This window comes from Stenotrophomonas sp. YJH_SMC_106-19 (genome assembly GCF_059368375.1).
Map to the genome: position 1 here is coordinate 1,454,063 of NZ_JCAFRQ010000001.1, position 20,724 is coordinate 1,474,786.

General features: G+C 66.4%; 22 protein-coding genes. 10 read left to right on the forward strand and 12 right to left on the reverse strand.

Annotated features, from left to right (window positions below; all coding sequences use genetic code 11):
• Positions 1-39: 39 nt before the first annotated feature.
• Together AC5P5M_RS06505 and AC5P5M_RS06510 are read right to left on the reverse strand one after the other, a co-directional pair.
• Positions 40-2,433, reverse strand: a complete 2,394-nt coding sequence (locus AC5P5M_RS06505) for a DUF3772 domain-containing protein (protein WP_495205720.1) — start codon at positions 2,431-2,433, stop codon at positions 40-42.
• 140 nt (positions 2,434-2,573) lie between these two features.
• Positions 2,574-2,822, reverse strand: coding sequence for a hypothetical protein (locus AC5P5M_RS06510; protein WP_053520409.1), 249 nt, complete (start codon positions 2,820-2,822; stop codon positions 2,574-2,576).
• Positions 2,823-3,004: 182 nt separating this feature from the next.
• On the opposite strand from AC5P5M_RS06510, the gene AC5P5M_RS06515 reads away from it, so the two are divergent.
• The 3 genes from AC5P5M_RS06515 (at position 3,005) to AC5P5M_RS06525 (ending at position 5,325) form a co-directional block, all read left to right on the forward strand.
• Positions 3,005-3,499, forward strand: coding sequence for a lipocalin family protein (locus AC5P5M_RS06515; protein WP_053520408.1), 495 nt, complete (start codon positions 3,005-3,007; stop codon positions 3,497-3,499).
• Positions 3,500-3,508: 9 nt separating this feature from the next.
• Positions 3,509-4,717 carry an NAD(P)/FAD-dependent oxidoreductase gene (locus AC5P5M_RS06520; protein WP_111187249.1) on the forward strand — a complete coding sequence of 403 codons (1,209 nt, stop codon included), beginning with the start codon at positions 3,509-3,511 and terminating at the stop codon, positions 4,715-4,717.
• Positions 4,718-4,842: 125 nt separating this feature from the next.
• A complete protein-coding gene (locus AC5P5M_RS06525; RefSeq protein WP_074900053.1) occupies positions 4,843-5,325 on the forward strand; it encodes a hypothetical protein in 483 nt (160 codons plus the stop codon).
• 86 nt (positions 5,326-5,411) lie between these two features.
• Here AC5P5M_RS06525 and AC5P5M_RS06530 read toward each other — a convergent pair whose 3' ends face one another.
• A complete protein-coding gene (locus AC5P5M_RS06530) occupies positions 5,412-5,846 on the reverse strand; it encodes a PepSY domain-containing protein (protein WP_164151938.1) in 435 nt (144 codons plus the stop codon).
• Between the two features lie 147 nt (positions 5,847-5,993).
• On the opposite strand from AC5P5M_RS06530, the gene AC5P5M_RS06535 reads away from it, so the two are divergent.
• The 3 genes from AC5P5M_RS06535 to AC5P5M_RS06545 are packed head-to-tail and all read left to right on the forward strand — an operon-like array spanning position 5,994 to position 8,283.
• The gene (locus AC5P5M_RS06535; RefSeq protein ID WP_053520369.1) at positions 5,994-6,284 is read left to right on the forward strand and encodes a PepSY domain-containing protein; all 291 of its coding nucleotides are present in this window, start codon (positions 5,994-5,996) and stop codon (positions 6,282-6,284) included.
• Positions 6,284-6,943, forward strand: coding sequence for a response regulator transcription factor (locus tag AC5P5M_RS06540; RefSeq protein ID WP_053520370.1), 660 nt, complete (start codon positions 6,284-6,286; stop codon positions 6,941-6,943). The genes AC5P5M_RS06535 and AC5P5M_RS06540 overlap by 1 nt, the downstream gene beginning before the upstream one ends.
• Complete coding sequence (locus AC5P5M_RS06545; protein WP_414487812.1) at positions 6,940-8,283, forward strand: sensor histidine kinase; 1,344 nt, start codon at positions 6,940-6,942, stop codon at positions 8,281-8,283. The genes AC5P5M_RS06540 and AC5P5M_RS06545 overlap by 4 nt, the downstream gene beginning before the upstream one ends.
• A 27-nt stretch (positions 8,284-8,310) precedes the next feature.
• Here the strand turns inward: AC5P5M_RS06545 and AC5P5M_RS06550 are convergent, their stop codons facing one another.
• Both AC5P5M_RS06550 and speA read right to left on the reverse strand, forming a co-directional pair.
• Positions 8,311-8,631, reverse strand: coding sequence for a DUF6122 family protein (locus AC5P5M_RS06550; RefSeq protein WP_065174355.1), 321 nt, complete (start codon positions 8,629-8,631; stop codon positions 8,311-8,313).
• Between the two features lie 43 nt (positions 8,632-8,674).
• The gene (speA, locus tag AC5P5M_RS06555; RefSeq protein ID WP_053520373.1) at positions 8,675-10,564 is read right to left on the reverse strand and encodes an arginine decarboxylase; all 1,890 of its coding nucleotides are present in this window, start codon (positions 10,562-10,564) and stop codon (positions 8,675-8,677) included.
• 206 nt (positions 10,565-10,770) lie between these two features.
• Here speA and speE point away from each other — a divergent pair, with 206 nt between their 5' ends.
• A complete protein-coding gene (gene speE, locus AC5P5M_RS06560) occupies positions 10,771-11,622 on the forward strand; it encodes a polyamine aminopropyltransferase (protein ID WP_128988323.1) in 852 nt (283 codons plus the stop codon).
• A gap of 75 nt (positions 11,623-11,697) precedes the next feature.
• Here speE and AC5P5M_RS06565 read toward each other — a convergent pair whose 3' ends face one another.
• On the reverse strand, positions 11,698-12,603 hold the full coding sequence (locus AC5P5M_RS06565; protein WP_495205673.1) for an aspartyl/asparaginyl beta-hydroxylase domain-containing protein: 906 nt from the start codon (positions 12,601-12,603) through the stop codon (positions 11,698-11,700).
• Between the two features lie 447 nt (positions 12,604-13,050).
• Here AC5P5M_RS06565 and AC5P5M_RS06570 point away from each other — a divergent pair, with 447 nt between their 5' ends.
• The gene (locus AC5P5M_RS06570; RefSeq protein WP_053518133.1) at positions 13,051-13,710 is read left to right on the forward strand and encodes an RIO1 family regulatory kinase/ATPase domain-containing protein; all 660 of its coding nucleotides are present in this window, start codon (positions 13,051-13,053) and stop codon (positions 13,708-13,710) included.
• 147 nt (positions 13,711-13,857) lie between these two features.
• Here the strand turns inward: AC5P5M_RS06570 and AC5P5M_RS06575 are convergent, their stop codons facing one another.
• The gene (locus AC5P5M_RS06575) at positions 13,858-14,196 is read right to left on the reverse strand and encodes a P-II family nitrogen regulator (protein ID WP_005411374.1); all 339 of its coding nucleotides are present in this window, start codon (positions 14,194-14,196) and stop codon (positions 13,858-13,860) included.
• Positions 14,197-14,350: 154 nt separating this feature from the next.
• On the opposite strand from AC5P5M_RS06575, the gene ubiK reads away from it, so the two are divergent.
• Positions 14,351-14,602 carry a ubiquinone biosynthesis accessory factor UbiK gene (gene ubiK, locus AC5P5M_RS06580; protein WP_053518135.1) on the forward strand — a complete coding sequence of 84 codons (252 nt, stop codon included), beginning with the start codon at positions 14,351-14,353 and terminating at the stop codon, positions 14,600-14,602.
• 126 nt (positions 14,603-14,728) lie between these two features.
• Complete coding sequence (arr, locus tag AC5P5M_RS06585; protein WP_065181514.1) at positions 14,729-15,163, forward strand: NAD(+)--rifampin ADP-ribosyltransferase; 435 nt, start codon at positions 14,729-14,731, stop codon at positions 15,161-15,163.
• Between the two features lie 4 nt (positions 15,164-15,167).
• Here the strand turns inward: arr and AC5P5M_RS06590 are convergent, their stop codons facing one another.
• The 5 genes from AC5P5M_RS06590 to AC5P5M_RS06610 all read right to left on the reverse strand — a co-directional run bounded on the left by AC5P5M_RS06590 (position 15,168) and on the right by AC5P5M_RS06610 (position 20,659).
• Positions 15,168-15,602 carry a DUF4279 domain-containing protein gene (locus AC5P5M_RS06590; protein ID WP_263176261.1) on the reverse strand — a complete coding sequence of 145 codons (435 nt, stop codon included), beginning with the start codon at positions 15,600-15,602 and terminating at the stop codon, positions 15,168-15,170.
• A 104-nt stretch (positions 15,603-15,706) separates the two neighbouring features.
• Positions 15,707-16,309: a DUF998 domain-containing protein gene (locus tag AC5P5M_RS06595; protein WP_164151930.1), complete on the reverse strand. Its 603-nt coding sequence runs from the start codon at positions 16,307-16,309 to the stop codon at positions 15,707-15,709.
• 541 nt (positions 16,310-16,850) lie between these two features.
• Complete coding sequence (locus tag AC5P5M_RS06600; RefSeq protein ID WP_495205674.1) at positions 16,851-19,844, reverse strand: TonB-dependent receptor; 2,994 nt, start codon at positions 19,842-19,844, stop codon at positions 16,851-16,853.
• Between the two features lie 313 nt (positions 19,845-20,157).
• Positions 20,158-20,361, reverse strand: a complete 204-nt coding sequence (locus AC5P5M_RS06605; protein WP_193396029.1) for a hypothetical protein — start codon at positions 20,359-20,361, stop codon at positions 20,158-20,160.
• A gap of 4 nt (positions 20,362-20,365) precedes the next feature.
• Positions 20,366-20,659, reverse strand: a complete 294-nt coding sequence (locus AC5P5M_RS06610; protein ID WP_481525848.1) for a hypothetical protein — start codon at positions 20,657-20,659, stop codon at positions 20,366-20,368.
• Between the last annotated feature and the right edge of the window lie 65 nt (positions 20,660-20,724).

Below are 20,724 nucleotides of genomic sequence, written 5' to 3' on the forward strand. Positions count from 1 at the left end.
GCCTCGGCAGGTGCAGGGCGCAGCCCTGCCGGGAATCCCCTACTCCTGGGGGTCGCGGGTGATGTGGATGTCCGTTGGCGTGGACAGCGGAATGTTCCGCTCCGCCAGGATCTGCAACAGACTGAAATACAGATCGCTGCGGGTGCCGTACACCTGCCGCGGGCTGGCCACGTAGGCGAAGCTGTTGATGGTGATCTGGCCGCCGGCAATGCCGTCGATGTATACCGTCGGCGCGGGCGTCTGCAGCACGCTGGTGTGCGCGCCATAGGCATCCAGCATGGCCTGCCGCAGGCCGGCGACGTCGGTGCTGGTCGGTACCGCGAACTGGATCTGGATGCGGCCCTGGTTGTTGCCCATCGTCATGTTGCGGATGGTCTTGGTGATCAGCTCCGAGTTGGGCACGATCAACGTGGACTTGTCGCCCACCTGGATCTCGGTCGAGCGCACATTGATGCGGCGGATGTCGCCTTCCTGGTCACCCAGCTTCACCCAGTCACCGATCTTCACCGGTCGCTCGGCCAACAGGATCAGGCCGGAAACAAAATTCTGGGTGATCGCCTGCAGGCCGAAACCAATACCCACCGACAACGCACTGACCAGCAGCGCCAGCTTCTGCAGGTTCAGGCCCATCACCGTCAGGGCCCACAGCACCGCGATGATGATGCCAAGATAGCGGGCGACGGTGCTGATTGAATTGCGCGCGCCCAGATCCAGTTCGGTCTTGGGCAGGTAGGTGTCGGCCAGCCAGCGCTGCACCACCTGCATCACCCCCAGCCCGGCCAGCAGCACGCCGATGGCCAGTACGATGCGGCCCGGCTCCAGCGTCAGGTCCTTGGCGATGGGAATGCCATTGGCCAGCGACGCGAAGCGCTCCACGATCGAGCCGACATTGCCGAAGGGCGCGGCCAGTGCCAGCAGCGCGATCAGGACCACGAAGGTGCGCAGCACCGCCGACAGCAGCACGCCGGCCTGCTCCAGCCTGGAGACGCTCAGGCCGGTGCTGAGCAGGATGGTCTGGCCAACCTTGCTGTCGGCGTTCAACAGCCAGGTGCAGAAATCATCGACGAACTTGAACAGCAGGGTGGCTGCCAGCACCACGATGCTGCCGCCGATCAACTGCTGGTTCACGAACTTGGCGAAGTTCACATAGCCCAGCAGCGTGGCGATGATCGCCGCCACCACCGCGATGTTGCCGGCCACGCGCGCCAGTACCAACCAACTGCTGCGGCGCACCGGCTGCTGTGCGCCGAGACCATCGGCCTGCGCTTCCAGCTTCGCTTCGGCTTCGGCCGTCTGCCGCCGGTGCAGGCGTGCCAGGGTCACCAGCATGGCCATGATCAGGCCGAGGTAGGTCAGCGCAATCACGCCATCCAGTGCCACCGTGGTCACGTCGCTGGTGCGGGTGGCACGGTCGATGGCCACCAGCACGTTGCTCAGCCAGGCCAGCGCAGCGGCACCCCAGGCGTACTTGCGCAGCTTCAGCGCGGCGGTGTCATCCAGGTTCAGCAGCCGCCAGGAGGGGCGCCTGGGCATCAGCAGGCACGCGCTGAGCGCGGCGATGAAGGCTGCAGCGAAGGTCGCCGCCACCAGGCCATCGGCCACGTTCTGCAGGCGCGGGGCGATGCCGCCAATGGCATTCAGCGAAGCCACCAGCACCACCACCGCATAGCCCGGCAGCAGGGTGCCCACCAGCAGCAGCCACATGGCCAGGCCGGAACGGCGCAGGCGGCCGTCCGGCGCGCGTTCCGAGGCGGCAAACCGGCGCCCCAGCGCGCGCAGCCACAGGCGCAGCGGGAACATCATCACCAGTGCTGCGGCCAGGCCGAGCAGCAGGGTGCCCCAGCCGTGGGTGTCAATGGCCTTGGCCAGGGTGTCACGCCCCTGTTGCGCCAACGGGCGCACGCGGGCGATGTCATCGGGAAGCTGATCGGCCACCTGCCGCCAGAGCGACGGCGACAGCGGTGAATCGACCTTGCGGCCCAGTTCCTCGCTGATCTGCGCGGAACGTTGCTTGTCGATGTCCGCACTCAACTGCTGGGCACGCACCGCGATGGCTTTGGCTTGGGCCACCGAGGCGGCCAGGGCATCGCGCTCGCGGGTGAGCGTGCGTCGCTGCGCGGCCAGGTCGGGGGGCTCGGTGGTGCCCTGCGGCGCTTCACCCAGCTGGGCCAGCTGCTCATTGAGCTGATCCAGCTGTGGCTGCAGGGACTTGTCCAGCGCCTCGGCATCCCGCTTGGCCTTCGACGCGTTCTCTGAAAGCGTGCCGAGTGTTTCGGTGGCTTCGGCGTCGTCACGCTTGCGCTCGATCTCCTTCAGCGCGCTGTCAATCTGTGCCAGCTGCTGCTTCGGCGTAGGCGCCTCGTTCTGCGCGAGCGCGGGCGCGGACAGCAGAAGGGCAGCACCCAGCAGCAGGCCCAGCCAGGGCCCGCGCATGCGGATCGATTGCAGGAAGGGAGACACGCCAGATGCACACCGGTTCGCGCGGACCACCGCGCCTGCGCGCGACTATACGGCACGACCGGTCAAGGTCGGATGCCCGGGGCGGCACCGCCCGCAGCACCCGCCCCCGCGGTTCAGTACTTCAACCGCAGCTCCTCCACCGTCGGCTGCTGCAGCGCATACCAGTCCTGGAACTCTTCCTCGGTGATTTCGTCCGGGGCGTACACCGCCACCGGGGGCCAGTCGTGGTCGGTCGGCAGCGGCTGGCGCGGACCGGCGCGCAGGCTGTAGCTGACGCCCTCATAGTCCACCAGATCGTCGACCTGCGGCCATTGCTCGCGCGCGAACGCGGTTTCACTCTTCAACAGGATCACCTGGTACATCGGCACCTCCACTTCAGGTTGGATCGGAACACCCGGCGCTGGCGGCAGGATACCGCCGCGCCGATGACAGCGGGAATGACGCCGCGGCGACGCAATGTTCTGGACACCGCCATCGCTCCGGCTTCACCCGCTCGTGGCGAGGCCGTCGGCATCGTGGAGGCCCGTTCCCGCTGCGCCTGCCGATGACCGAACAGCTGCCACTGAAGACCGTCGCCGACCTCAAGCTGCCCCGCTACCTGGGCACCTGGTATGAGATCGCGCGCCTGCCCATGCGCCACGAGCCGGAAGGCTGCACCGATGTCTCGGCGCACTACAGCCTGCTCGACAACGGCAACGTCAGCGTCCACAACCGCTGCCGCATGGACGGCCAGGTCGAGGAGGCCAGCGGCGAAGCCTGCCCCGTCGACAACGACAGCGCGCGCCTGGAAGTGAGCTTCCTGCCCAAGGGCCTGCGCTGGCTGCCCTTCGCCAAGGGCGACTACTGGGTCATCCAGATCGCTCCGGACTACAGCGTGTCGCTGGTTGGCAGCCCCGATCGCCGCTACCTGTGGCTGCTGGCACGCGAGCCGAAGCTGGACGCCACCGTGCGGGACCATTATCTGGCCACGGCGCGGCTGCAGGGCTTCGATCTGTCCGAACTGATCCACACGCCGCACACCGGCCATCCCACCGCCTGACCCATCACCATGGACCTGAAAAGTGGCTATCCCTGGTGGGCCGTACGCAATGGCCTGATCCAGGCATTTCCCCCGCTGGAGGGCGACCTGCGCTGCGATGTGCTGGTGGTCGGCGGCGGCATCACCGGCGCGCTGATCGCCGATGAGCTGTCAGCACACGGTCACGAGGTCGCCCTGATCGAGCAGCGCGACATCGGCTGGGGCAGCACCGCCGCCAGCACCGCGCTGCTGCAGTACGAGATCGACACCCATCTGCTGGAACTGGCCCAGCGCTATGGCCACGACGCGGCCACGCTGGCCTACCGGGCCTGTGCCGAGGCGATCCCGGCACTGGGCGAAGTGGCGCGTGGCCTGAAGGACGTGGACTTCCGGCGCATGGACAGCCTGTACCTGGCCAGTCGCCACCGCGACGTGCCCCGCCTCATGGCCGAGGGCCAGGCACGCCGCAGCGCCGGCCTGGACGCCCGCTGGCTGGGCCCGGAGGCGCTGGCGGAGCGCTTCGATGTGGACGCCGGCGGCGCATTGCTGACCCGGCAGGCAGCGCGGGTCGACCCTTACTGCCTCACCTATGGATTGCTGAAGCGGGTGCGCCAGCGCGGCGGCCACATTCACGATCGCACCGTGCTGCACACGCTGACGCCAGGCACACGGGGCGTAACCGCCCAGACCGAATCAGGCGCGACGATCCGCGCAGGCCACGTGGTGCTGGCGATGGGATACGCCAACCAGCGCTGGCTCTCGCAGCGCGTCGCACGCAACCGCAGCAGCTATGCCTTCATCACCGACCCTGTCGATGCCGCTGTGCTGGGCCCCCTGCAGCGCACGATGGTGTGGGAAAGCGCGCGCCCCTATCTGTACCTGCGGGCCACCGGCGACCGTCGCCTGCTGGTGGGCGGGCTGGACGATGCCATCGATATTCCGGCACGGCGCGACCGGCGGGTGGAAGGCAAGGCAGACAAGCTCATGAAGCAGCTGCTGCACTGGTTTCCCAAGCTCGACCCGGTACCGGCATTCTCATGGGCCGGTACCTTCGCCGAGACCGCCGACGGATTGCCGTTCTTCGGCCCGCATGAACAGTGGGGGCCGCGCGTGCACCTGGCAATGGCCTACGGCGGCAACGGCATCACCTATTCCATGATCGGCGCACAGCTGCTGCGGGCCCGCATCGAGCGGCGCAAGCATCCGCTGGCGGAGCTGTTCGGGTTCGGGCGGCTGTGACCTGCAGCCGGGCATGGCCCGGCTCTACCCCAATCCGGCGCCGACAGGCATCATTCAAGCACGCCCTGCTAGCGTCGGCCTGTAACGCCGCGTGTGGCGTGGTCCCTGTCCGCTGGAGCGCCAAGATGATCCGCCCCCTGACCCTGCTGTTGTGCCTGGCCCTGCCCGGGACCGTGCTCGCCCAGTCCGCTGCCGGCGCCACCGCACCGCAGGCATCCGGGCTGGATCTGACATTGCCGCAGGCGCCGATGCGTTACCTCAACGATCCGACGTTGCAGCAGGACCCGCCGGGCACCTACTACGGTGACAAGAGTGGCCCGCGCGTGCACGACGATGCCCGCATCGCCGACGTGCAGGACGACAAGGTGAAGGTCTCCGGCAGTTTCACCACCGGCATCGGGTACTCCAAGCGGGGTGGCAACAGCCACTACAACGCCGCCACGCTGAATCTGAGCAAGAACTACACCACCGACGAGGGCAAGACCCGCGGGGTGAACCTCAACATCCACGTCAGCGAAGGCGAGGGCCCTGGCTTCTTCGGCCCGTATGGCGGCTACTACGGTCGCGGCCCGGGCTACTGGGACTACCCGCCGCCCTACGGCTGGTAAGCACCTGCGGGCAGCGCCGGGCCATGCCCGGCGAGCGCAGCGCATGCATCAGGCCGCCGGGCATGGCCCGGCGCTACCCGAGGCGCTCAATCCAGCCAGCCGTCGCGTTCGCTGTGCAGGATGCGGCCGTCATAGCCGCTCAGGCGCACCTCGACCTTCTGGTTGCGGGCATTGCGCGCTTCCAGCGACCAGGTGGCGCCATCGCGCTCCAGCGAGTGGATCTCGCGCAGGCCCTGCGACTGTGCCTTGGCCAGCACCTGCTCGGTCGGCAGCAGCGCGCGGCCGTTGTGCTCATCGAAGATCTCGCCGGTCTTCGGGTCTACGTAGACCTCGCTGAAGCGGCCATCGGCGCGGCTGACGTCGGCTTCCCACAGGCCGTCTTCGCGTTCGATCTCGTGGATCTGGGTGTAGCCGGCCTTGCGCAGGGCCTGCTCGGCCTGGGCCATGCCCAGCGGTGCAGCGTGCGCGGCCGGAGCGATGGCCAGCACGGCGACGGTGGCGAGGGTGAGCGACTTCAGCATGGGAGTTCTCCTGTTCGTGGCCGGACCATTCCGGCAGCACCACGATGCCGCGGTCGGCTAACAGCCCCTTAGCGGCCATCGTTAGTCGGCTGTTAGTCGGCGGTGCCATGCTCGCGCCTGTCGCCATCGCCCGAGGATCCGTCACCGATGCTGGTCTCCCTGCCCCTGCTGCTGGCCCTGGCCACTCCGGGCTCCGCTGCCGGCCCTGCGCCGGACCCGGCGCAGCAGGTCGCGCGCCGCGCCGTGCAGCAGGGCCGTTACGTGCCCCTGGAACAGGTGGTGCGCGACGCGCTCAGGCGCCAGCCCGGCCAACTGCTGGAGGTGGAGCTGGACGACGCGGTGTACGAGGTGGAGATCCTGCGTGACGACGGCGCAGTGGTGGAGCTGGACTATGATGCGCGCAACGGGACGTTGTTGAAGATGGAACTGGACGACTGATGCGGATCCTGCTTGCCGAGGATGACACCGAGCTGGCCAAACGCCTGCAGCCCCTGCTGGAGCAGGCCGGCTACGTGGTCGATGTGGCCACCGATGGCCGTCGTGCGGAAGAGATCGGACAGATCGAGGACCTGCATGCAGCGGTCGTCGATCTTGGCCTGCCCGGCCTGGATGGACTGAGCGTGATCGAGCGCTGGCGTGCCCATGGCCGCGATTTTCCGGTGCTGGTGCTGACCGCACGCAGCCGCTGGCACGACAAGCTGGCCGGCTTCGATGCAGGCGCCGATGACTACCTGACCAAACCGTTCCAGGCCGATGAACTGGTGCTGCGCCTGCGTGCCCTGATCCGCCGCAGCCGGGGCCACGCCAGCCCGCGCCTGCAGTGCGGCCCCCTGCAGCTTGACGTCAACGCCGGTCGCTTTGAACTGGACGGGCAACCGTTGCCGCTGAGTCCCCAGGAGTTCCGCGTACTGAGTTACTTCATCCATCACGCCGGCCGCGTGATCAGCCGCGACCGCCTCGGCGAACAGGTCTTCGAAGGCGGCTACGATCCGGACTCGAACGCGCTGGACGTGCTGCTTGGCCGGGTGCGGCGCAAGCTGGGCGTGGAACTGATCCATACCGTGCGTGGCCAGGGTTGGCGGCTGGCCGAGGCATGAGCGCGCGCCAGCCTTCATTGCGGCGGCGGCTGCTGCTGGTGGGGGGCATCGGCCTGGTGCTGGTGTCGGTGCTGGCCAGCGTGCTGCTGGGCGAGCTGTTCAAGCGCAGCGCGCGCGACCGTCTTGACGGCGAGTTGCAGCAGGACATGCTGACTCTGCTCGCGCAGGCGGAGATCGATCCCGACGGACAGCTGCGGCTGCGCCAGGAACCCAACGACGCGCGCTTCCAGCGTGTGTTCTCCGGCGCCTACTGGCAGATCACCGACCGCAACGGCAAGGTGCTGCTGCAGTCGCGCTCGCTGTGGGACCAGACCCTGCCGGTCACGGCCACCGGCCCGGCCGAGCGCAATCTGAGCGGGCCGATGCAGCAATCGCTGCGTGCCCGTGTGCAGCAGGTGCGCCTGCCACGTGCATCGCAGCCCTACATTGCGCTGGTTGCCCATGATCGCAGCGCGCTGGACGCGGACACCGCCGCCTTCCGTCAGCGCAGCGCGCTCGCGCTGGGCCTGCTGGTCGCGGCATGGCTGGCGGTGCTGGCCAGCCAGGTGCATTTCGGCCTGCGCCCACTGCGCGGCCTGGGCCAGCAGCTGGAACGCATCCGCCGTGGCGATGCCGAGCGCATCGACCGCAGCCGGCTGGATCTGGAGATCGCGCCGCTGGCCGATGAGCTCGATGCCCTGCTCGATCACCACCAGCGCATGGTCGCGCGCGCGCGCAGCAGCGCCGAGGATCTGGCGCATGCGCTGAAGACGCCGCTGAGCGTGCTGGCGGCCGAGGCGGAGGGTGAAGGACGCGGCTGGCGGCGCACGGTGCACGAACAGGGCGCGCGCATGCGTGCGAGCATCGACCGCTACCTGGCCGCCGGCCTGGCCGTGGACCACCACCAGCGCAGCGATGTGACGCCCGCGGTGGAGGCACTGTGCCGGTTGATGACCCGCGTGCATGCCGGCCGCCGCATCCGCTTCCAGATGGACGTGGCACACGGGCTGGCCTTCGCCGGCGCAGCCACCGACCTGGAGGAGATGCTGGGCAACCTGCTGGACAACGCCGGCAAATGGGCCGCCAGCGAAGTACGCCTGCGGGCCCTGGCCAAACAGGACCGGCTGCATATCGAAGTGCGCGATGACGGCCCGGGGCTGGACGAAGCCAAGCTGGAGAGTGTCCTGCAGCGTGGCGTACGCCTGGACGAACGGGTGGAAGGCAGCGGCCTGGGCCTTGCGATCGCCGCGGAGATCGCCGCCAGCCACGGCGGCTCACTGCGCCTTTCCAACGAGAACCCGGGACTGCGCGCACGGTTGGAACTGCCGCTGGCCCCGACGGACGCCCCGCCTCCCCGGTAGAGCCGCCCCGGCGCTGCACGACCCGCCTCAGCGGTGGTGCATCCACCAGCAGTCGATGGCGTCGAGCACGATGTGGATCACCAGGCCGATGCCCACCAGGCGGGTCTTCTTCGGCACGCACAACCCGGCATACACCGCGATCGCCGGCGCGGTGTGCAACGGGTGGAAGCCGATGCTGCAGCGGTTCGGCGCGTAGATCGGATCGGCCAGCAGATGGTCGAGGTCGATGATCCAGCCCAGCAGCATCAGCAACCACGCCGACGCAAAGCGCTTGCGCCAGAACAGCCATGCCAGCAGGGCTGGCACGGCGGCATGCAGGAACAGGTGGAAGATCGCGCGGGCGCTCATCAGGACCGATAGCGCCGGGCCATGCCCGGCGTTGCCGCAGGCATCAGACCAGCGGCTCGTCGGACAGGTAGGTGTAGCCGGTCAGGCCCGCCTCCAGCGCCTGCGACAGTTCCTGCGCACGCTCCGGCGACAGCCCGGCGGCAGCCACGCGCTGGGCATAGGCCGCGCGCAGGTCGTCCAGCCGGTAGCCCACGTAGTCCAGCATCACGTCGGTGGTGTCGCCACGACGCTGCTGGGTGATCGCGTAGCCGTCCGCATCGGCCACCACTTCCACCGCGTCGGTGTCACCGAACAGATTGTGGATGTCACCCAGGATCTCCTGGTAGGCACCGACCATGAAGAAGCCGATACGGTAGCTCTCGCCGTGCTTGATCGCGTGCAGCGGCAGCGAACTGTCCAGGCTCTCGTTCTCGACATAGGTCTTGACCATGCCGTCCGAGTCGCAGGTCATGTCGGCAATGATGCCACGACGGTCCGGCACTTCGTCCAGCCGCTCGATCGGCACGATCGGGAACACCTGGTCGATGGCCCACGCGTCGGGAATCGATTCGAACACGCTGAAGTTGACGAAGTACTTGTCGACCAGGCGCTCGTTCAGTTCATCCAGCGCCGGACGGTGGCTCTTCTCGTCATAGCTCAGGCGCGCACGCACGCCGTGGGCGATGGCGTAGAACAGGTCGTCGATGCGCGCACGCTGCGGCAGGTCGATCTGGCCCAGCGCGTAGCTGGACAGGCCTTCGGCATGGAAGTGCTGCGCCTCCTGGAACAGTTCCACCGCCGGGCGCACGTCCAGTTCCTCGTGGATCTCGCGCAGATGACGGATCGAAGCCGGCTCGTCATCGTGCTGGTCCGGCACGCGGCCTTCCTGCGCCTGTTCCACTTCGGACACATTCGCGATCAGCACTGCATGGTGCGCGGTCATCGCACGGCCGCACTCGGTAACGATGCGCGGGGGGGGCAGGCCGTGCTCTTCGCAGGCGTTGGCCAGCGGCTGCACGATGTTGCTGGCATACGAATTCAAGCCGTAGTTGATCGAGCAGAAGCTGCGCGAACGGGTGCCTTCGTAATCCACGCCCAGGCCGCCGCCTACGTCCACATGGGTGATCTTCGCGCCCAGCTGCGACAGTTCAACGAAGTAGCGGGTGGCTTCGCGCATGCCGTTGGCGATGTCGCGCACGTTGGAGATCTGCGAGCCCATATGGAAGTGCAGCAGGCTCAGGCAATCGGCGTACTCGGTATCGCGCAGCGACTTCCACAGGTCCAGCAGCTGGCGCGGGGACAGGCCGAACTTGGCCTTGTCGCCCCCGCTGTTCTGCCACTTGCCGGCGCCCAGCGACGCCAGCCGCATGCGCACGCCCAGGCCGGGCTTCACGTCCAGTGCCTTGGACTCTTCCAGCACCAGCTTCAGTTCGGACGGCTTCTCGATGACGATGAAGGTCTGCAGGCCCAGCTTGCGACCGATCAGGGCCAGGCGGATGTACTCGCGGTCCTTGTAGCCGTTGCAGACGATCAGGCCGCCCGGGCGCGACAGTGCCAGCACCGCCATCAGCTCCGGCTTGCTGCCCGCTTCCAGGCCGAAGCCCTCGCCGTGGTGGCTGGCCAGGGTACCGGCCACGCCGCGGTGCTGGTTGACCTTGATCGGGTACACCGCGGTGTAACCACCCGCGTAATCCCAGTCCTGCTGGGCCTGGGCGAATGCCGCCTGCAGCTTGCCCAGGCGCTGGCCGAGGATGTCCGGGAAGCGCACCAGCAGTGGCAGCTTGGCGCCCGCCTCGCGGGCGGCGTCCACCACCTTGGGCAGCGACACCACCGGGCCGTCCGCCCCGGTCGGTCTCACCACCATGTGCCCGGCCTGATCCACGTCGAAGTAACCATCCGCCCAATGCGGGATCGAGTAGGTCTTGCGGGCTTGGTCGAGGGACCAATCGGTCATTTCAGTCGGCCTTGTTGGCAATAAAAGGGGGGGCATGATAACGCCTATATGCCCACAGGTTCGTTATCATGCGCGCCCGCGCCCGTGACCCGGCTCCTGCCGGACCTGAACAGGCCGATCCGTCCGGATGTGGCTTGCGCCACGCGGCCCCGTGCCGCCAACCCGGCTCTACCCCCTCCGAACAGGACCCCAGAAGGACACGTCCCATGACTGACAGCAACAACTGGTACATCGAGCATTTCGAGCGCACCGGCTCGGCCATCGGCTACCGCATCACCGGCAAGCTGGACGAGGTGCAGTCGCCCTTCCAGAAGATCGAGATCTTCCAGACCACCGACTGGGGCAACCTGATGACCATCGATGGCGCCATCATGCTGACCAGCAAGGACAACTTCTTCTATCACGAGATGATCAGCCACCCGGTGCTGTTCACCCACGCCGCTCCCAAGCGCGTGGTGATCATCGGTGGCGGCGACTGCGGCACCCTGCGCGAAGTGCTCAAGCACAAGGGCGTGGAGAGCGTGACCCAGTGCGACATCGACGAGCAGGTCACGGTGATGGCGCGCAAGCACTTCCCGGAGCTGTGCGACTCCAACGACGATCCGCGCGCCGAACTGCTGTTCGACGACGGTGTGGCCTACATGGCCAACTGCCCGGCCGGCAGCGTGGACGTGGTGATCGTGGACTCCACCGACCCGGTCGGCCCGGGCGAAGGCCTGTTCAACAAGGCCTTCTACGAGAGCTGCTTCAAGGCGCTGAAGGACGATGGCATCCTGGTGCAGCAGTCCGAATCGCCGCTGATGCAGCTGGAACTGATCAACGAGATGCGTACCGAGATGGGCAAGGCCGGCTTCGGTTCGTTCAAGACCCTGCCGTTCCCGCAGCCGTGCTACCCGACCGGCTGGTGGAGCGTGACCATGGCGCGCAAGGGCGACAGCAGCTTCGACTTCCGCCAGGCTGATTCGGCCGCCAAGACCTTCACGACCCTGTACTACACCGCCGCGCTGCACACCGGCGTGCTGGTGACCCCGCCGTTCGTGCAGGCGGCATTGAAGTAAAGAAAAACCCGCGCTGGCGACAGCGCGGGTTGTTCGTGTTCCGGTAGCGCCGGGCCATGCCCGGCGGCCGTTCGATCAGATCGCCCAGATACCGGCAATCACCGCCGCCACCAGGCCCCACTTGATGACCTGGTAGGCCACCACGCTGCGCTCGCGCAGCGCCTTGGCCTTCAAGCGCACCTTGTACAGGCCGCCAAAGGCCTTGTTCACACCACCGGTCGGGTCACCGGGCAGGTTCGGCGAGGCACCGCCGGCCAGCAGGGTGGCTGCCACCGCACGGTTGAACAGGCCCGGCAGGCCGAAGCGCAGCGGGCGCGCGATGTCGCAGAACAGGATCACGCGGTCCTGCTCGGTCTCGTTGTGCGCGTGGTGGATGTAGGTCTCGTCGAACATCATCCACTCGCCGTCGCGCCAGCTCTTCTTCACCCCGTCCACCACGATGTAGCAACCATCGTCGTTGGGGGTGCTCAGGCCCAGGTGCAGGCGCAGCGAACCGGCGAACGGATCGCGGTGCGGACGCAGCTCGCTGCCCGGCGGCAGCTGCGCGAACATCGCTGCGCGCACGTCCGGAATCGACTCGATCAGGGCCACGGTCTTCGGGCACAGCGTCTTCGCCGACGGGTGCGAGGGGCCGTACCAGCGCAGGTAGAAGCGCTTCCAGCCACGGCGGAAGAACGAGTTGAAGCCCGCATCGTTGAAACTGCTGGACGCAGCGATCTTCTGCGCATCGCGCAGCGCCAGCGCCTCGTCACGGATCATCTGCCAGTTCTGGCGCAGGGGTTCCAGCTGCGGGAACTCCTTGCCCGGGTCCAGAAACGGCGTGGTCGGCACCTTCGAGAACATGTACATGACCACGTTGATCGGGGCCATGAAACTGGAGTGGTCCAGCAGCTGGCGCGACCAGCGCGCGCGGACCCTGCCACGGAAGTGGATGTACAGCACGCAGGCCACGAACAGCACTGCCAGTACGATCTTGATCATCAAAAACTTTCCTCCGGCGGCAGCCGGAACGGGAATCAGGGGGCGATGCACGGCGCAGGCGGCCGGCATCGGTGGCAACGCGGCAGGGGACGGGGACGTGCCGGAACGGGGCGGCCGCCGATGTCGCGGATGAACAGCTTATGGTCGGCAGGCCGTGCGCCGGGGTCAAGCCACACGTGCGCCATGTTCAGCGGCGCTTGGCTGAACGGGTGGATTTCCTCCTCAACTTATTGATTTTCAATTCCCCAAACCTAAGAGTGAGACGAAATTGTCCGCCCTTGCGCGACGAACTGTTCCAGCCACGGCCCCGACATTTCTCCGACAGAACGTGGATTAGCGAACTTGCCGGTACTAAAATTGACTTAACGAAAGTTTAGCCAGTTTCCCCCGCCTCACCGGTTCGCTTGACGCTTCAGCGCCGCCCACCGGGTCGTCCGAGACCCCGCCATGCCCCTTCCTGCCTCCCCCTGCCAGACCTGCGGCGATGACGCCACCACGCCCCTGCTGCTCAAGCGTGGCGAACGCCTGCTGGCCCCCGATGTCTACCGCACCTGCCTGGATGGCCGCGAGGCCGTCATCAAGGACTACTCCCGCTATCGCGGCACGCCGCTGTCGCTGGTCGCACGCCTGATGGTGCGACGTGAAGCGCGCATGCTGCAGCGCCTGGGCGGCTGGAAGCACGCGCCGGCGCTGCTGGGAACACTGGGAGGCCTGGCACTGGGCATGGAGTTCATTCCGGGCCAGACCCTCAGCACCGCCCAGGCAGTCGGCAATGAAGTGTTCGAGCAGCTGCAGCACGCACTCAGCCGCCTGCATGCGGCCGGCATCACCCATAACGATCTGCACGGCACCAACGTGGTGGTCAGCGGCGGCGTACCGGTGCTGCTGGACTTCACCTCGGCCTGGCGCGCACCGCGCTGGCTGCGCCGCAATCCGCTGACCCGGCAGATGCGCCGCAGCGACATGAAGAACCTGCTGAAGATCCGCCAGCGCGTGACCGGGCAGGCGCCCAGCGCCACCCAGGCCGCCCTGGTGGCCGACCCCGGCTGGGTGGCCGCAGTGCGCCAGGGCTGGAAGCGGTTCTATAAGTGGGCGAAGCGCCGGTAAGCGTCGCTCCGCTCACCGCTTTACCGCTCCTTGTAGAGCCGAGCCCATGCTCGGCTGCTCTTTGTAGAGTCGAGCAAGCTCGACTCTACATGACGGCGGAACGGCAGCCGAGCATCGGCTCGGCTCTACAACATCCCGCCGGACGGCTTACAGCGCGTCTGCGTCCAGCTCGCCGGTGCGGATACGCACCACGCTGCCCAGGTCATACACGAATACCTTGCCGTCGCCGATCTTGCCGGTACCGGCCGCCTTGACGATGGCTTCCACCACCGCCTCCACCTGGTCATCGGTCACGGCCACTTCCAGCTTCACCTTCGGCAGGAAGTCGACCACGTACTCGGCGCCACGGTACAGCTCGGTATGCCCCTTCTGGCGGCCGAAGCCCTTGACCTCCGTCACCGTGATGCCGGTGACGCCACGCTCGGCCAGCGCTTCGCGCACGTCGTCGAGCTTGAACGGCTTGATCACCGCCATGACCATCTTCATCGTCGATCTCCTGTCTTCCGGCGTGGAGGATAGCGCCTGAACGCGCCCGGTGCGACGCCGCGGCTGCCTGTCCGGGCAGCGCGCGCCGGCAGTATCCTTGTGGCTGAACGGCCTGCCCGCGCCTGATGCGCGGGCGCCACCCACGGAGCACCCCATGATCGACCTGAACCAAATCGATGACCTCGCCCGCCGCCTCAGCGACCTGGTGCCGCCCGGCCTGCGCGAATCACGCGAGGAACTGCAGGCCACCTTCAAGAGCGCGCTGCAGGCTGGGCTGGCCAAGCTCGATCTGGTCACGCGCGAGGAATTTGAGGTGCAGCGCGCGGTGCTGCTGAAGACCCGCCAGAAGCTGGATGCGCTGGAAACAGCGGTGCGCGAGCTGGAAGGGCGCCGCGCCGCAGAATGAAAAAGGAGGCGCGCTGCGCCTCCCACTTACAGATTATTTCCCGGATGGGGCCTTGCAGCAAGGCCCACCTGGCCCCCTAGACTCGCCGGCCTGTCGATCCGGCAGGACAACCTTGGGGGTATCGCGATGACGCAGGACACCGAATGGACACCCGTTTCGCAGGACACCTGCGATCAGGTCGCCGGGCCGTTCTATCACGGCACCCGGGCCGACCTGGCCACGGGCGATCTGCTGGTTGCCGGCTACGGCTCCAACTATCGCGATGGCGTGGTGATGAACCACATCTACTTCACCACGATTGCCAAGGGCGCCGGGCTGGCCGCGGAGATGGCCCGGGGCGAGGGACCGCCGCGTGTGTACGTGGTGGCACCGACCGGGCCGTTCGAGGACGATCCGAACGTCACCAACAAGAAGTTTCCCGGGAACCCGACACGGTCGTATCGCAGTGCGCAGCCGCTGCGGATTGTCGGTGAGATCACCGAGTGGGAACCCTACGATGCGGACTTCATCCGGCAGTTGAGGGAATTCGTCGCATCGGGGAGTGGCGAGATCATCAACTGATGGTCTATTGGTGCTGAGCGTTGCGCACATCTTCATCGGCATCGTAGATGTCAAGGCCGAGCTCGATGCCGCGCTCTCCCAGGGCGAGCAGGACCTTGGGCGAAAGCGAGACACCATCATTGCTGCTGCCCATGAAAAGGCCGCAGAACAGGTCAGGCCGGAACCGTGCCAGCGACTTCCATATGGCGGGATCTCCGGTGAGCTGATCAAGGATCTCAAAAATCTGAGCCTCCAGATCTTCAGGCTCACGACGCATCGCGGCCATTCGCCAGCTTCCGGTCCTGGCGATACGCACGACGCCCGAGTGGCTGCCTGCAAGTTCCTGGCCCTTGTGATGCGAGGCGGTTGGAGCCGCCCCCAGCAGAGCACTGATCTCATCCGGCAGAAGGTCGTCGCCGAAAAATCGGAGCGTTACCAGGGAATGATCGAATGCTGCCATTGAAGTCGGGTCGTCTTTTCGGAATGTCTTTCAGTATGCGCGTCCCGTCGATGTCAGCCTTGATCGGACCTGCGCGATTGCCGAGTGCCTGGCACGCCTGTCCATCAATGCGCGGGCTGCGTCTGTAGTGCACTTGGCCCCCTGCGCAGCAGGTACAGCGCGACCAGGAAGGGCCACAGGGAGTTGATGGAAGAGAACAGGCGCTGGGTGAGTCCCCTGAAACCCTGCGGATCCGCGCCCACCAGGTTCAACCATAGATAGACCACTGCCGCGATGCTCACCACGGCAGTCACGGCATAGGCCCTTCGGTTGGCCGACCAGGCCCTCAGTTCGATATGCGACATCGCCGGCGCAATGATGTTCGCGATACCGATGGCGTAGAAGCCGTGCATCGGATGACCCATGGGCCAGAGCCCATTGGTCAACATGGAGACGCCAAAGATCATCCAGCAGGCGGCACCCACGGCGATCCGGCGCCCGGATTCCCGCCATAGCGCGATGGCAAACAGTACGAACCCCAGCCCGCAGCCGATGGCGGCGATCCGTCCGCACAGGCTTGCGAGCGCGGGTGCCTGCAGCAGCTCGCTGGCGTGCTGTGCAATCGGGTTGTAACCGGGTGCGAGCATCGCAGCAACGGTGGTCCAGAACAGGAACCATGGCAGGGGTATCAGACCCGCGAAAAGAAGAGGTCGGCTGTGGCGCAACATCTGCAATGATCCTTGTCGGGGTCTGCGCGGGTCGGCGAATCCATTCAAACACCACCGCCCTCTCGTCCTAAGGGCAGTGCCGCGGCAGTCAGACTCGCCGTGGCGCGCTGGACGGTCAATAGGTGGAAAGTCACTCGCACCTTCGCAGACGCGCGCCGCACGCTGTCGCAATCAACGCACTCTTCTCCCTCCAACAGACGAATCTGACGGGGCCGTCGCAGAAGTACCGAAAGCCCCGCCGTTCAAGCCTCTCGCGCCACTCCTCCCTATACGACAATGCCAGAAACGTCTCGGGCCTGGCCGCATTGGCCCCGATCCCTTGGCACTCCCCACAACGGCAGGTAATTGTTGCCCGGCCACCGTGCATCGGTGGCCGGGCCTCGAAAACCCGCCGTTGTGATGAAGTCTCCGCCTGCCGGCCATGGCGGGCGGTGCGTGGGGGCCTCGTGCCCGCCGGCCCAACACAACCCGGTTTTCGAGCCACGCATCGTCCGCCCCCCTACTGGTGGCAGCTTATGCCCGCCCGTGCCGGCGCATTCCCTCAGTAGTCGTAGCTCACGCTGACGCGCAGCGAGCGCGGTGCCTGCCGTACCGTCGCTGCGCCGTACAGCGGGTCCGGCTGCCCCGGATCCAACTCGGAGTACGGCGATTTCCACAACGCCACCTGGCTGTTGAATACGTTGAACACATCCAGGTTGAAGCCCAGTCGCCCAGCCGCCACCGAAGGCCGGTAGGAGACACCCAGATCCAGCTGTTTCAGCCAGGGCAGCCGCCCCTGGCTGCCCGGAGGCGCGGGCTGGCCGTTGTAGAAGTGGTAGGCAATGCCGTAGCCGGAGGGGTCTTCGAAGTTCGGGCCATACGAACCCAACGCGCTGAAGGGCGCGCCGGAAATCACCTTGAGGTTGGCCGAGACCAGCCATTCCGGCGTCAACTGGTAGTAACCGTGCAGCTTGAACTGGTGGGTGTGGTCATTGCTCTGCGGCCCGTTGGTGTGCTCCATCAGCTGCGCGTAATCCCAGGCCTGCGTGGTCGACACCGCCGTCTGGCCGATGCCAGACAGCAGCTGGCCTTCGGTGGTGCCATAGCTGCGCGACCACGTGTAGTCCGCCCGGCCATACCAGCGGCCATCAAACGGGTGCTCCAGCGACAGGTTCACCGCGTAGTAGTTGCGCTTGAACCTGGGGAAGCCCATCTCGGCATTGGTCAGCGGCACGCTTACGTAGTTGCCGCTGGTATCGACCAGATTGAAGGTGTTCGCACGGCCAGGATTGATCAACCAGCAACTGACCGGATTGCTGTCCTTGGTGACGTCATACCCCAGGCTGTCGGCCTTGGCCAGCACTGCGCCGATATCGCAGTAGTCATCCACGCCGCTGCGCAGCACCCGATAGGTCGCCTTCGCGCCGTACACCCAGTTCTGGCCGAGCGCCCTGCTGAAGCCCAGGATGAACTCGTCCTGGTAGGACGGCTCGATGCCGGAGGTCGCCACCGTCTTCGGATCGGGCAGCACGCCGTAGTAGTTGTTGGCCGACACCGCGCCGGAGAACGCGGTGAGGTCGGTTGGATAACCGTTGCTGTCGATGCCGCCATAGGTGTAGTACGTCGAGGTGGCCAGCGTCGCGCCCGCCGCGTTGAATGCAGGGTTGAGCGGCAGCGCGAGGTAGTAGCGACCCACGTTGCCGAACACCTTGAAGCGCCCGTCGCCGTCGACGTCCCAGCTGAAGCCCAGCCGCGGCGCCCACTGCCCGCTGGTCTGCTTGATGTAGGCGTCGCCATCGCGGTTGTAGTTGGTGAACTGATCCAGGCGCAGGCCCAGGTTCAACAGCAGGCGGTCGGTCACCTGCCAGTTGTCCTCGACGTACTGCGCCCGCTGCGAGGCGCGTACCGACGCCAGTGCGCTGTAGATGTACTGGCGCACGTAATAGCCGTCCTCACCATTGCGGATGCCGCCGGTGGCCGGCACGCCCAGGCCGGTATTGAGGGGCACGTTCGGGTTGGACTGGCCATAGATCCAATAGTAACCGTCGGCGGAGGCCACCGAGCCACGGTTGAGCGCACGGGCATTCTGGTTGTCGATGCCGACCGTGATGCTGTGGTTGCCCCATCTGTAGTTCGCATCCAGTCGCAGGTTGTTGGTGCGGTTGCCGCGATCCGGGTTGACCAGCAGCGACGTGGTCTGCGCATTGGTGATCGGCGTACCACCGTTCAGCGCCGGATTCTGCAGCGTGGCGCTGCTGATGTAGGTCAGGCTGCCGTCGTAGGCTGGGTTGCCGATGTAGTCATCGGTACGCATTTCGCCATACTGCGCGCTGACGGTAAGCCGGTCGGTCAGGTAGCCGGTGTACTTGGCCGTCCACAGGTCGCCACCGGTCTTGGTGGTGTCTTCCTTGCCACGCTGCGCACCGCGGGTGAGCGTGTCGTAGTCGTAAGCGAAGCTATCGCCCCGGAAGACATTGCGGCTGGAGGCTCCGGTCAGTTCCAGCAGGTGGTTGTCAGTGATGTTCCAGTCCAGCTTGGCGTACCAGCGCGGGCGGTCGTACTCATAGCGGGAGTAGGCATTGGTCGCCTCCACATTCTTGACGTCGGTGCCCTCACGGCGCTCGAGCTCGTACGAGCCGAAGAAGAACAGCCGGTCTTCCAGGAGCGGGCCACCGGCGTAGATGCTCTGCGTGGTCACCCACTCGCGGTCCTGGCTTTCCGGTGAATACAGCGCGCCATTGCCCGGGTAACGCACATCGTCCTTGTCCGAGCGCGTGGACGCTGGTTCCCAGGTGACCTGGCCACCGAATCGCCACTGATTGGTGCCGCGCTTGCCCACCGCATTGATGACGCCGCCATCGGAACGGCCGTACTTGGCGCTGTAGCCGCCGGTGTAGATTTCCTGCTGGTCGATGCTGCCGTAGGGCAGCGTGAGGCCACCCAGACCGCGCAGTGGATCGGTGCTGTTGAAGCCATTGATGTAGTAGGCGTTCTCGGCAGCGGACGAGCCGCCGAAGCTCACCAGCTGTGCACCGGTCGGGCCGGCATAGGTGCCATTGCCACTGTTGCCGTTGACCCCGGGCGCAAGCTGCGCGATCGCCTCGGCCGAGCGACCCAGTGGCAGGCGCTGCAGCTGCTCGGCCGTGATCACCGTGCGCGAGTCCACGCTGCTGACATCGATCGCAGCCGCTGCCCGGTCGGCGCTGACCTGCACACCGTCCAGCCGGGTGACGTCAGCGAAGGACACCTCGGTACTGGCGCCTACCGTCAGCGAAATGCCCTCGCGGGTCTGCAGCACGTTCCCTTCGGCATCGCGTGCTTCCACCACGTAGCGGCCCAGTGGCAGCTGGCCGACGGTAAAGCGGCCTCGCCCATCGACCGTCACCTCGCGGGTGAGGCCGGTATCGCTGCGAACGAAGATGCGCTGGGCGGTGGCCGGCGCCTGTCCGGCGATCGCGCCGGTGGTGGACTGTGCATGAAGTGTGGGAGACGCGGTGGCAAGCAACACCGCCAACGCCAGCAATCGCGGGCGCAGTGAAGAACGAGCTGTCGTCATCGTGGGCTGTACGGGTAGTGGGGGAAGCAATGCCAGCCGCAATCGGCGGACCAGACATCGCACATTCATTAACCCCGCCCGCGCCCCAATGCAGAAATGCTCAGTGGTTATCTACTTTTGGCCGACGGTCATACCGAACCGCGCGCGCGTCGGTGCCCCCCCCTCCTCGTGCCACGCAGCTTCGATGAAGTGAGCTTCAACCAGCTGAGCACCGACGACACGGTGCCGCCACTTGCTAGCGAAAATCAGGAGGTCGGCGCCCGTCGCGCATGGACACCACCCGTCGCATACGCGCCGGTTCGGCGTTGCGCGGTCAGCGTGGCGCGGAACGCTTGCCGAATACCGCCATCAGGCCGACGCAGGTGCCGATCAATGCGCCGAAGCCACCCCACTTGGCCGGTTCGCCGACTGACAGCACGATGCCCCCCATGTTCATGTCCATGCCCAGGCCGATCAGGGCGCAGAGTATGCCGACGGCAACCCAGTAGGCCGGTTTGCCGGGCAGTTCGAACTTCATCCGGTCAATCATTCTTCTTGCCTCTCTTCATTTGGAATACATGAGGTTGCGGCCTTTCATACGACGTTCCCTTCGCGAACTGCTTGCTATCAGCGAAGTCGCCGACGCGATGATTCGCCATCGACTGTCGCATGAACACCGATGCCTCGGCCAGTGCTTTGGACGACGCTACATTGCTCAGGCAGTCGTCGATCAGCGTCGCACGCTCAGCAGGTTCGCGTGGGTCCGGTTCTATCGCCGGATCGAAGCGGACCATGCGGCGCAGGCGCACGTCGCTGAGCGCCAGCTTGCGCAGCAAAGCCCTAGGCGCCTGGCCAGCAATGCCTGATGGCGACGGACAGAGTGACGGCCGCACCATCGAGC

Coding starts and splice junctions, on each gene's coding strand:
- AC5P5M_RS06515 (WP_053520408.1), top strand. CDS start 3,005: ATGACCGAACAGCTGCCACTGAAGACCGTCGCCGACCTCAAGCTGCCC.
- AC5P5M_RS06565 (WP_495205673.1), bottom strand. CDS start 12,603: ATGATCAAGATCGTACTGGCAGTGCTGTTCGTGGCCTGCGTGCTGTAC.
- AC5P5M_RS06550 (WP_065174355.1), bottom strand. CDS start 8,631: ATGAGCGCCCGCGCGATCTTCCACCTGTTCCTGCATGCCGCCGTGCCA.
- ubiK (WP_053518135.1), top strand. CDS start 14,351: ATGATCGACCTGAACCAAATCGATGACCTCGCCCGCCGCCTCAGCGAC.
- speA (WP_053520373.1), bottom strand. CDS start 10,564: ATGACCGATTGGTCCCTCGACCAAGCCCGCAAGACCTACTCGATCCCG.
- speE (WP_128988323.1), top strand. CDS start 10,771: ATGACTGACAGCAACAACTGGTACATCGAGCATTTCGAGCGCACCGGC.
- arr (WP_065181514.1), top strand. CDS start 14,729: ATGACGCAGGACACCGAATGGACACCCGTTTCGCAGGACACCTGCGAT.
- AC5P5M_RS06510 (WP_053520409.1), bottom strand. CDS start 2,822: ATGTACCAGGTGATCCTGTTGAAGAGTGAAACCGCGTTCGCGCGCGAG.
- AC5P5M_RS06520 (WP_111187249.1), top strand. CDS start 3,509: ATGGACCTGAAAAGTGGCTATCCCTGGTGGGCCGTACGCAATGGCCTG.
- AC5P5M_RS06595 (WP_164151930.1), bottom strand. CDS start 16,309: ATGTTGCGCCACAGCCGACCTCTTCTTTTCGCGGGTCTGATACCCCTG.
- AC5P5M_RS06545 (WP_414487812.1), top strand. CDS start 6,940: ATGAGCGCGCGCCAGCCTTCATTGCGGCGGCGGCTGCTGCTGGTGGGG.
- AC5P5M_RS06600 (WP_495205674.1), bottom strand. CDS start 19,844: ATGACGACAGCTCGTTCTTCACTGCGCCCGCGATTGCTGGCGTTGGCG.
- AC5P5M_RS06605 (WP_193396029.1), bottom strand. CDS start 20,361: ATGAAGTTCGAACTGCCCGGCAAACCGGCCTACTGGGTTGCCGTCGGC.
- AC5P5M_RS06530 (WP_164151938.1), bottom strand. CDS start 5,846: ATGCTGAAGTCGCTCACCCTCGCCACCGTCGCCGTGCTGGCCATCGCT.
- AC5P5M_RS06540 (WP_053520370.1), top strand. CDS start 6,284: ATGCGGATCCTGCTTGCCGAGGATGACACCGAGCTGGCCAAACGCCTG.
- AC5P5M_RS06505 (WP_495205720.1), bottom strand. CDS start 2,433: ATGCGCGGGCCCTGGCTGGGCCTGCTGCTGGGTGCTGCCCTTCTGCTG.
- AC5P5M_RS06570 (WP_053518133.1), top strand. CDS start 13,051: ATGCCCCTTCCTGCCTCCCCCTGCCAGACCTGCGGCGATGACGCCACC.
- AC5P5M_RS06535 (WP_053520369.1), top strand. CDS start 5,994: ATGCTGGTCTCCCTGCCCCTGCTGCTGGCCCTGGCCACTCCGGGCTCC.
- AC5P5M_RS06590 (WP_263176261.1), bottom strand. CDS start 15,602: ATGGCAGCATTCGATCATTCCCTGGTAACGCTCCGATTTTTCGGCGAC.
- AC5P5M_RS06525 (WP_074900053.1), top strand. CDS start 4,843: ATGATCCGCCCCCTGACCCTGCTGTTGTGCCTGGCCCTGCCCGGGACC.
- AC5P5M_RS06575 (WP_005411374.1), bottom strand. CDS start 14,196: ATGAAGATGGTCATGGCGGTGATCAAGCCGTTCAAGCTCGACGACGTG.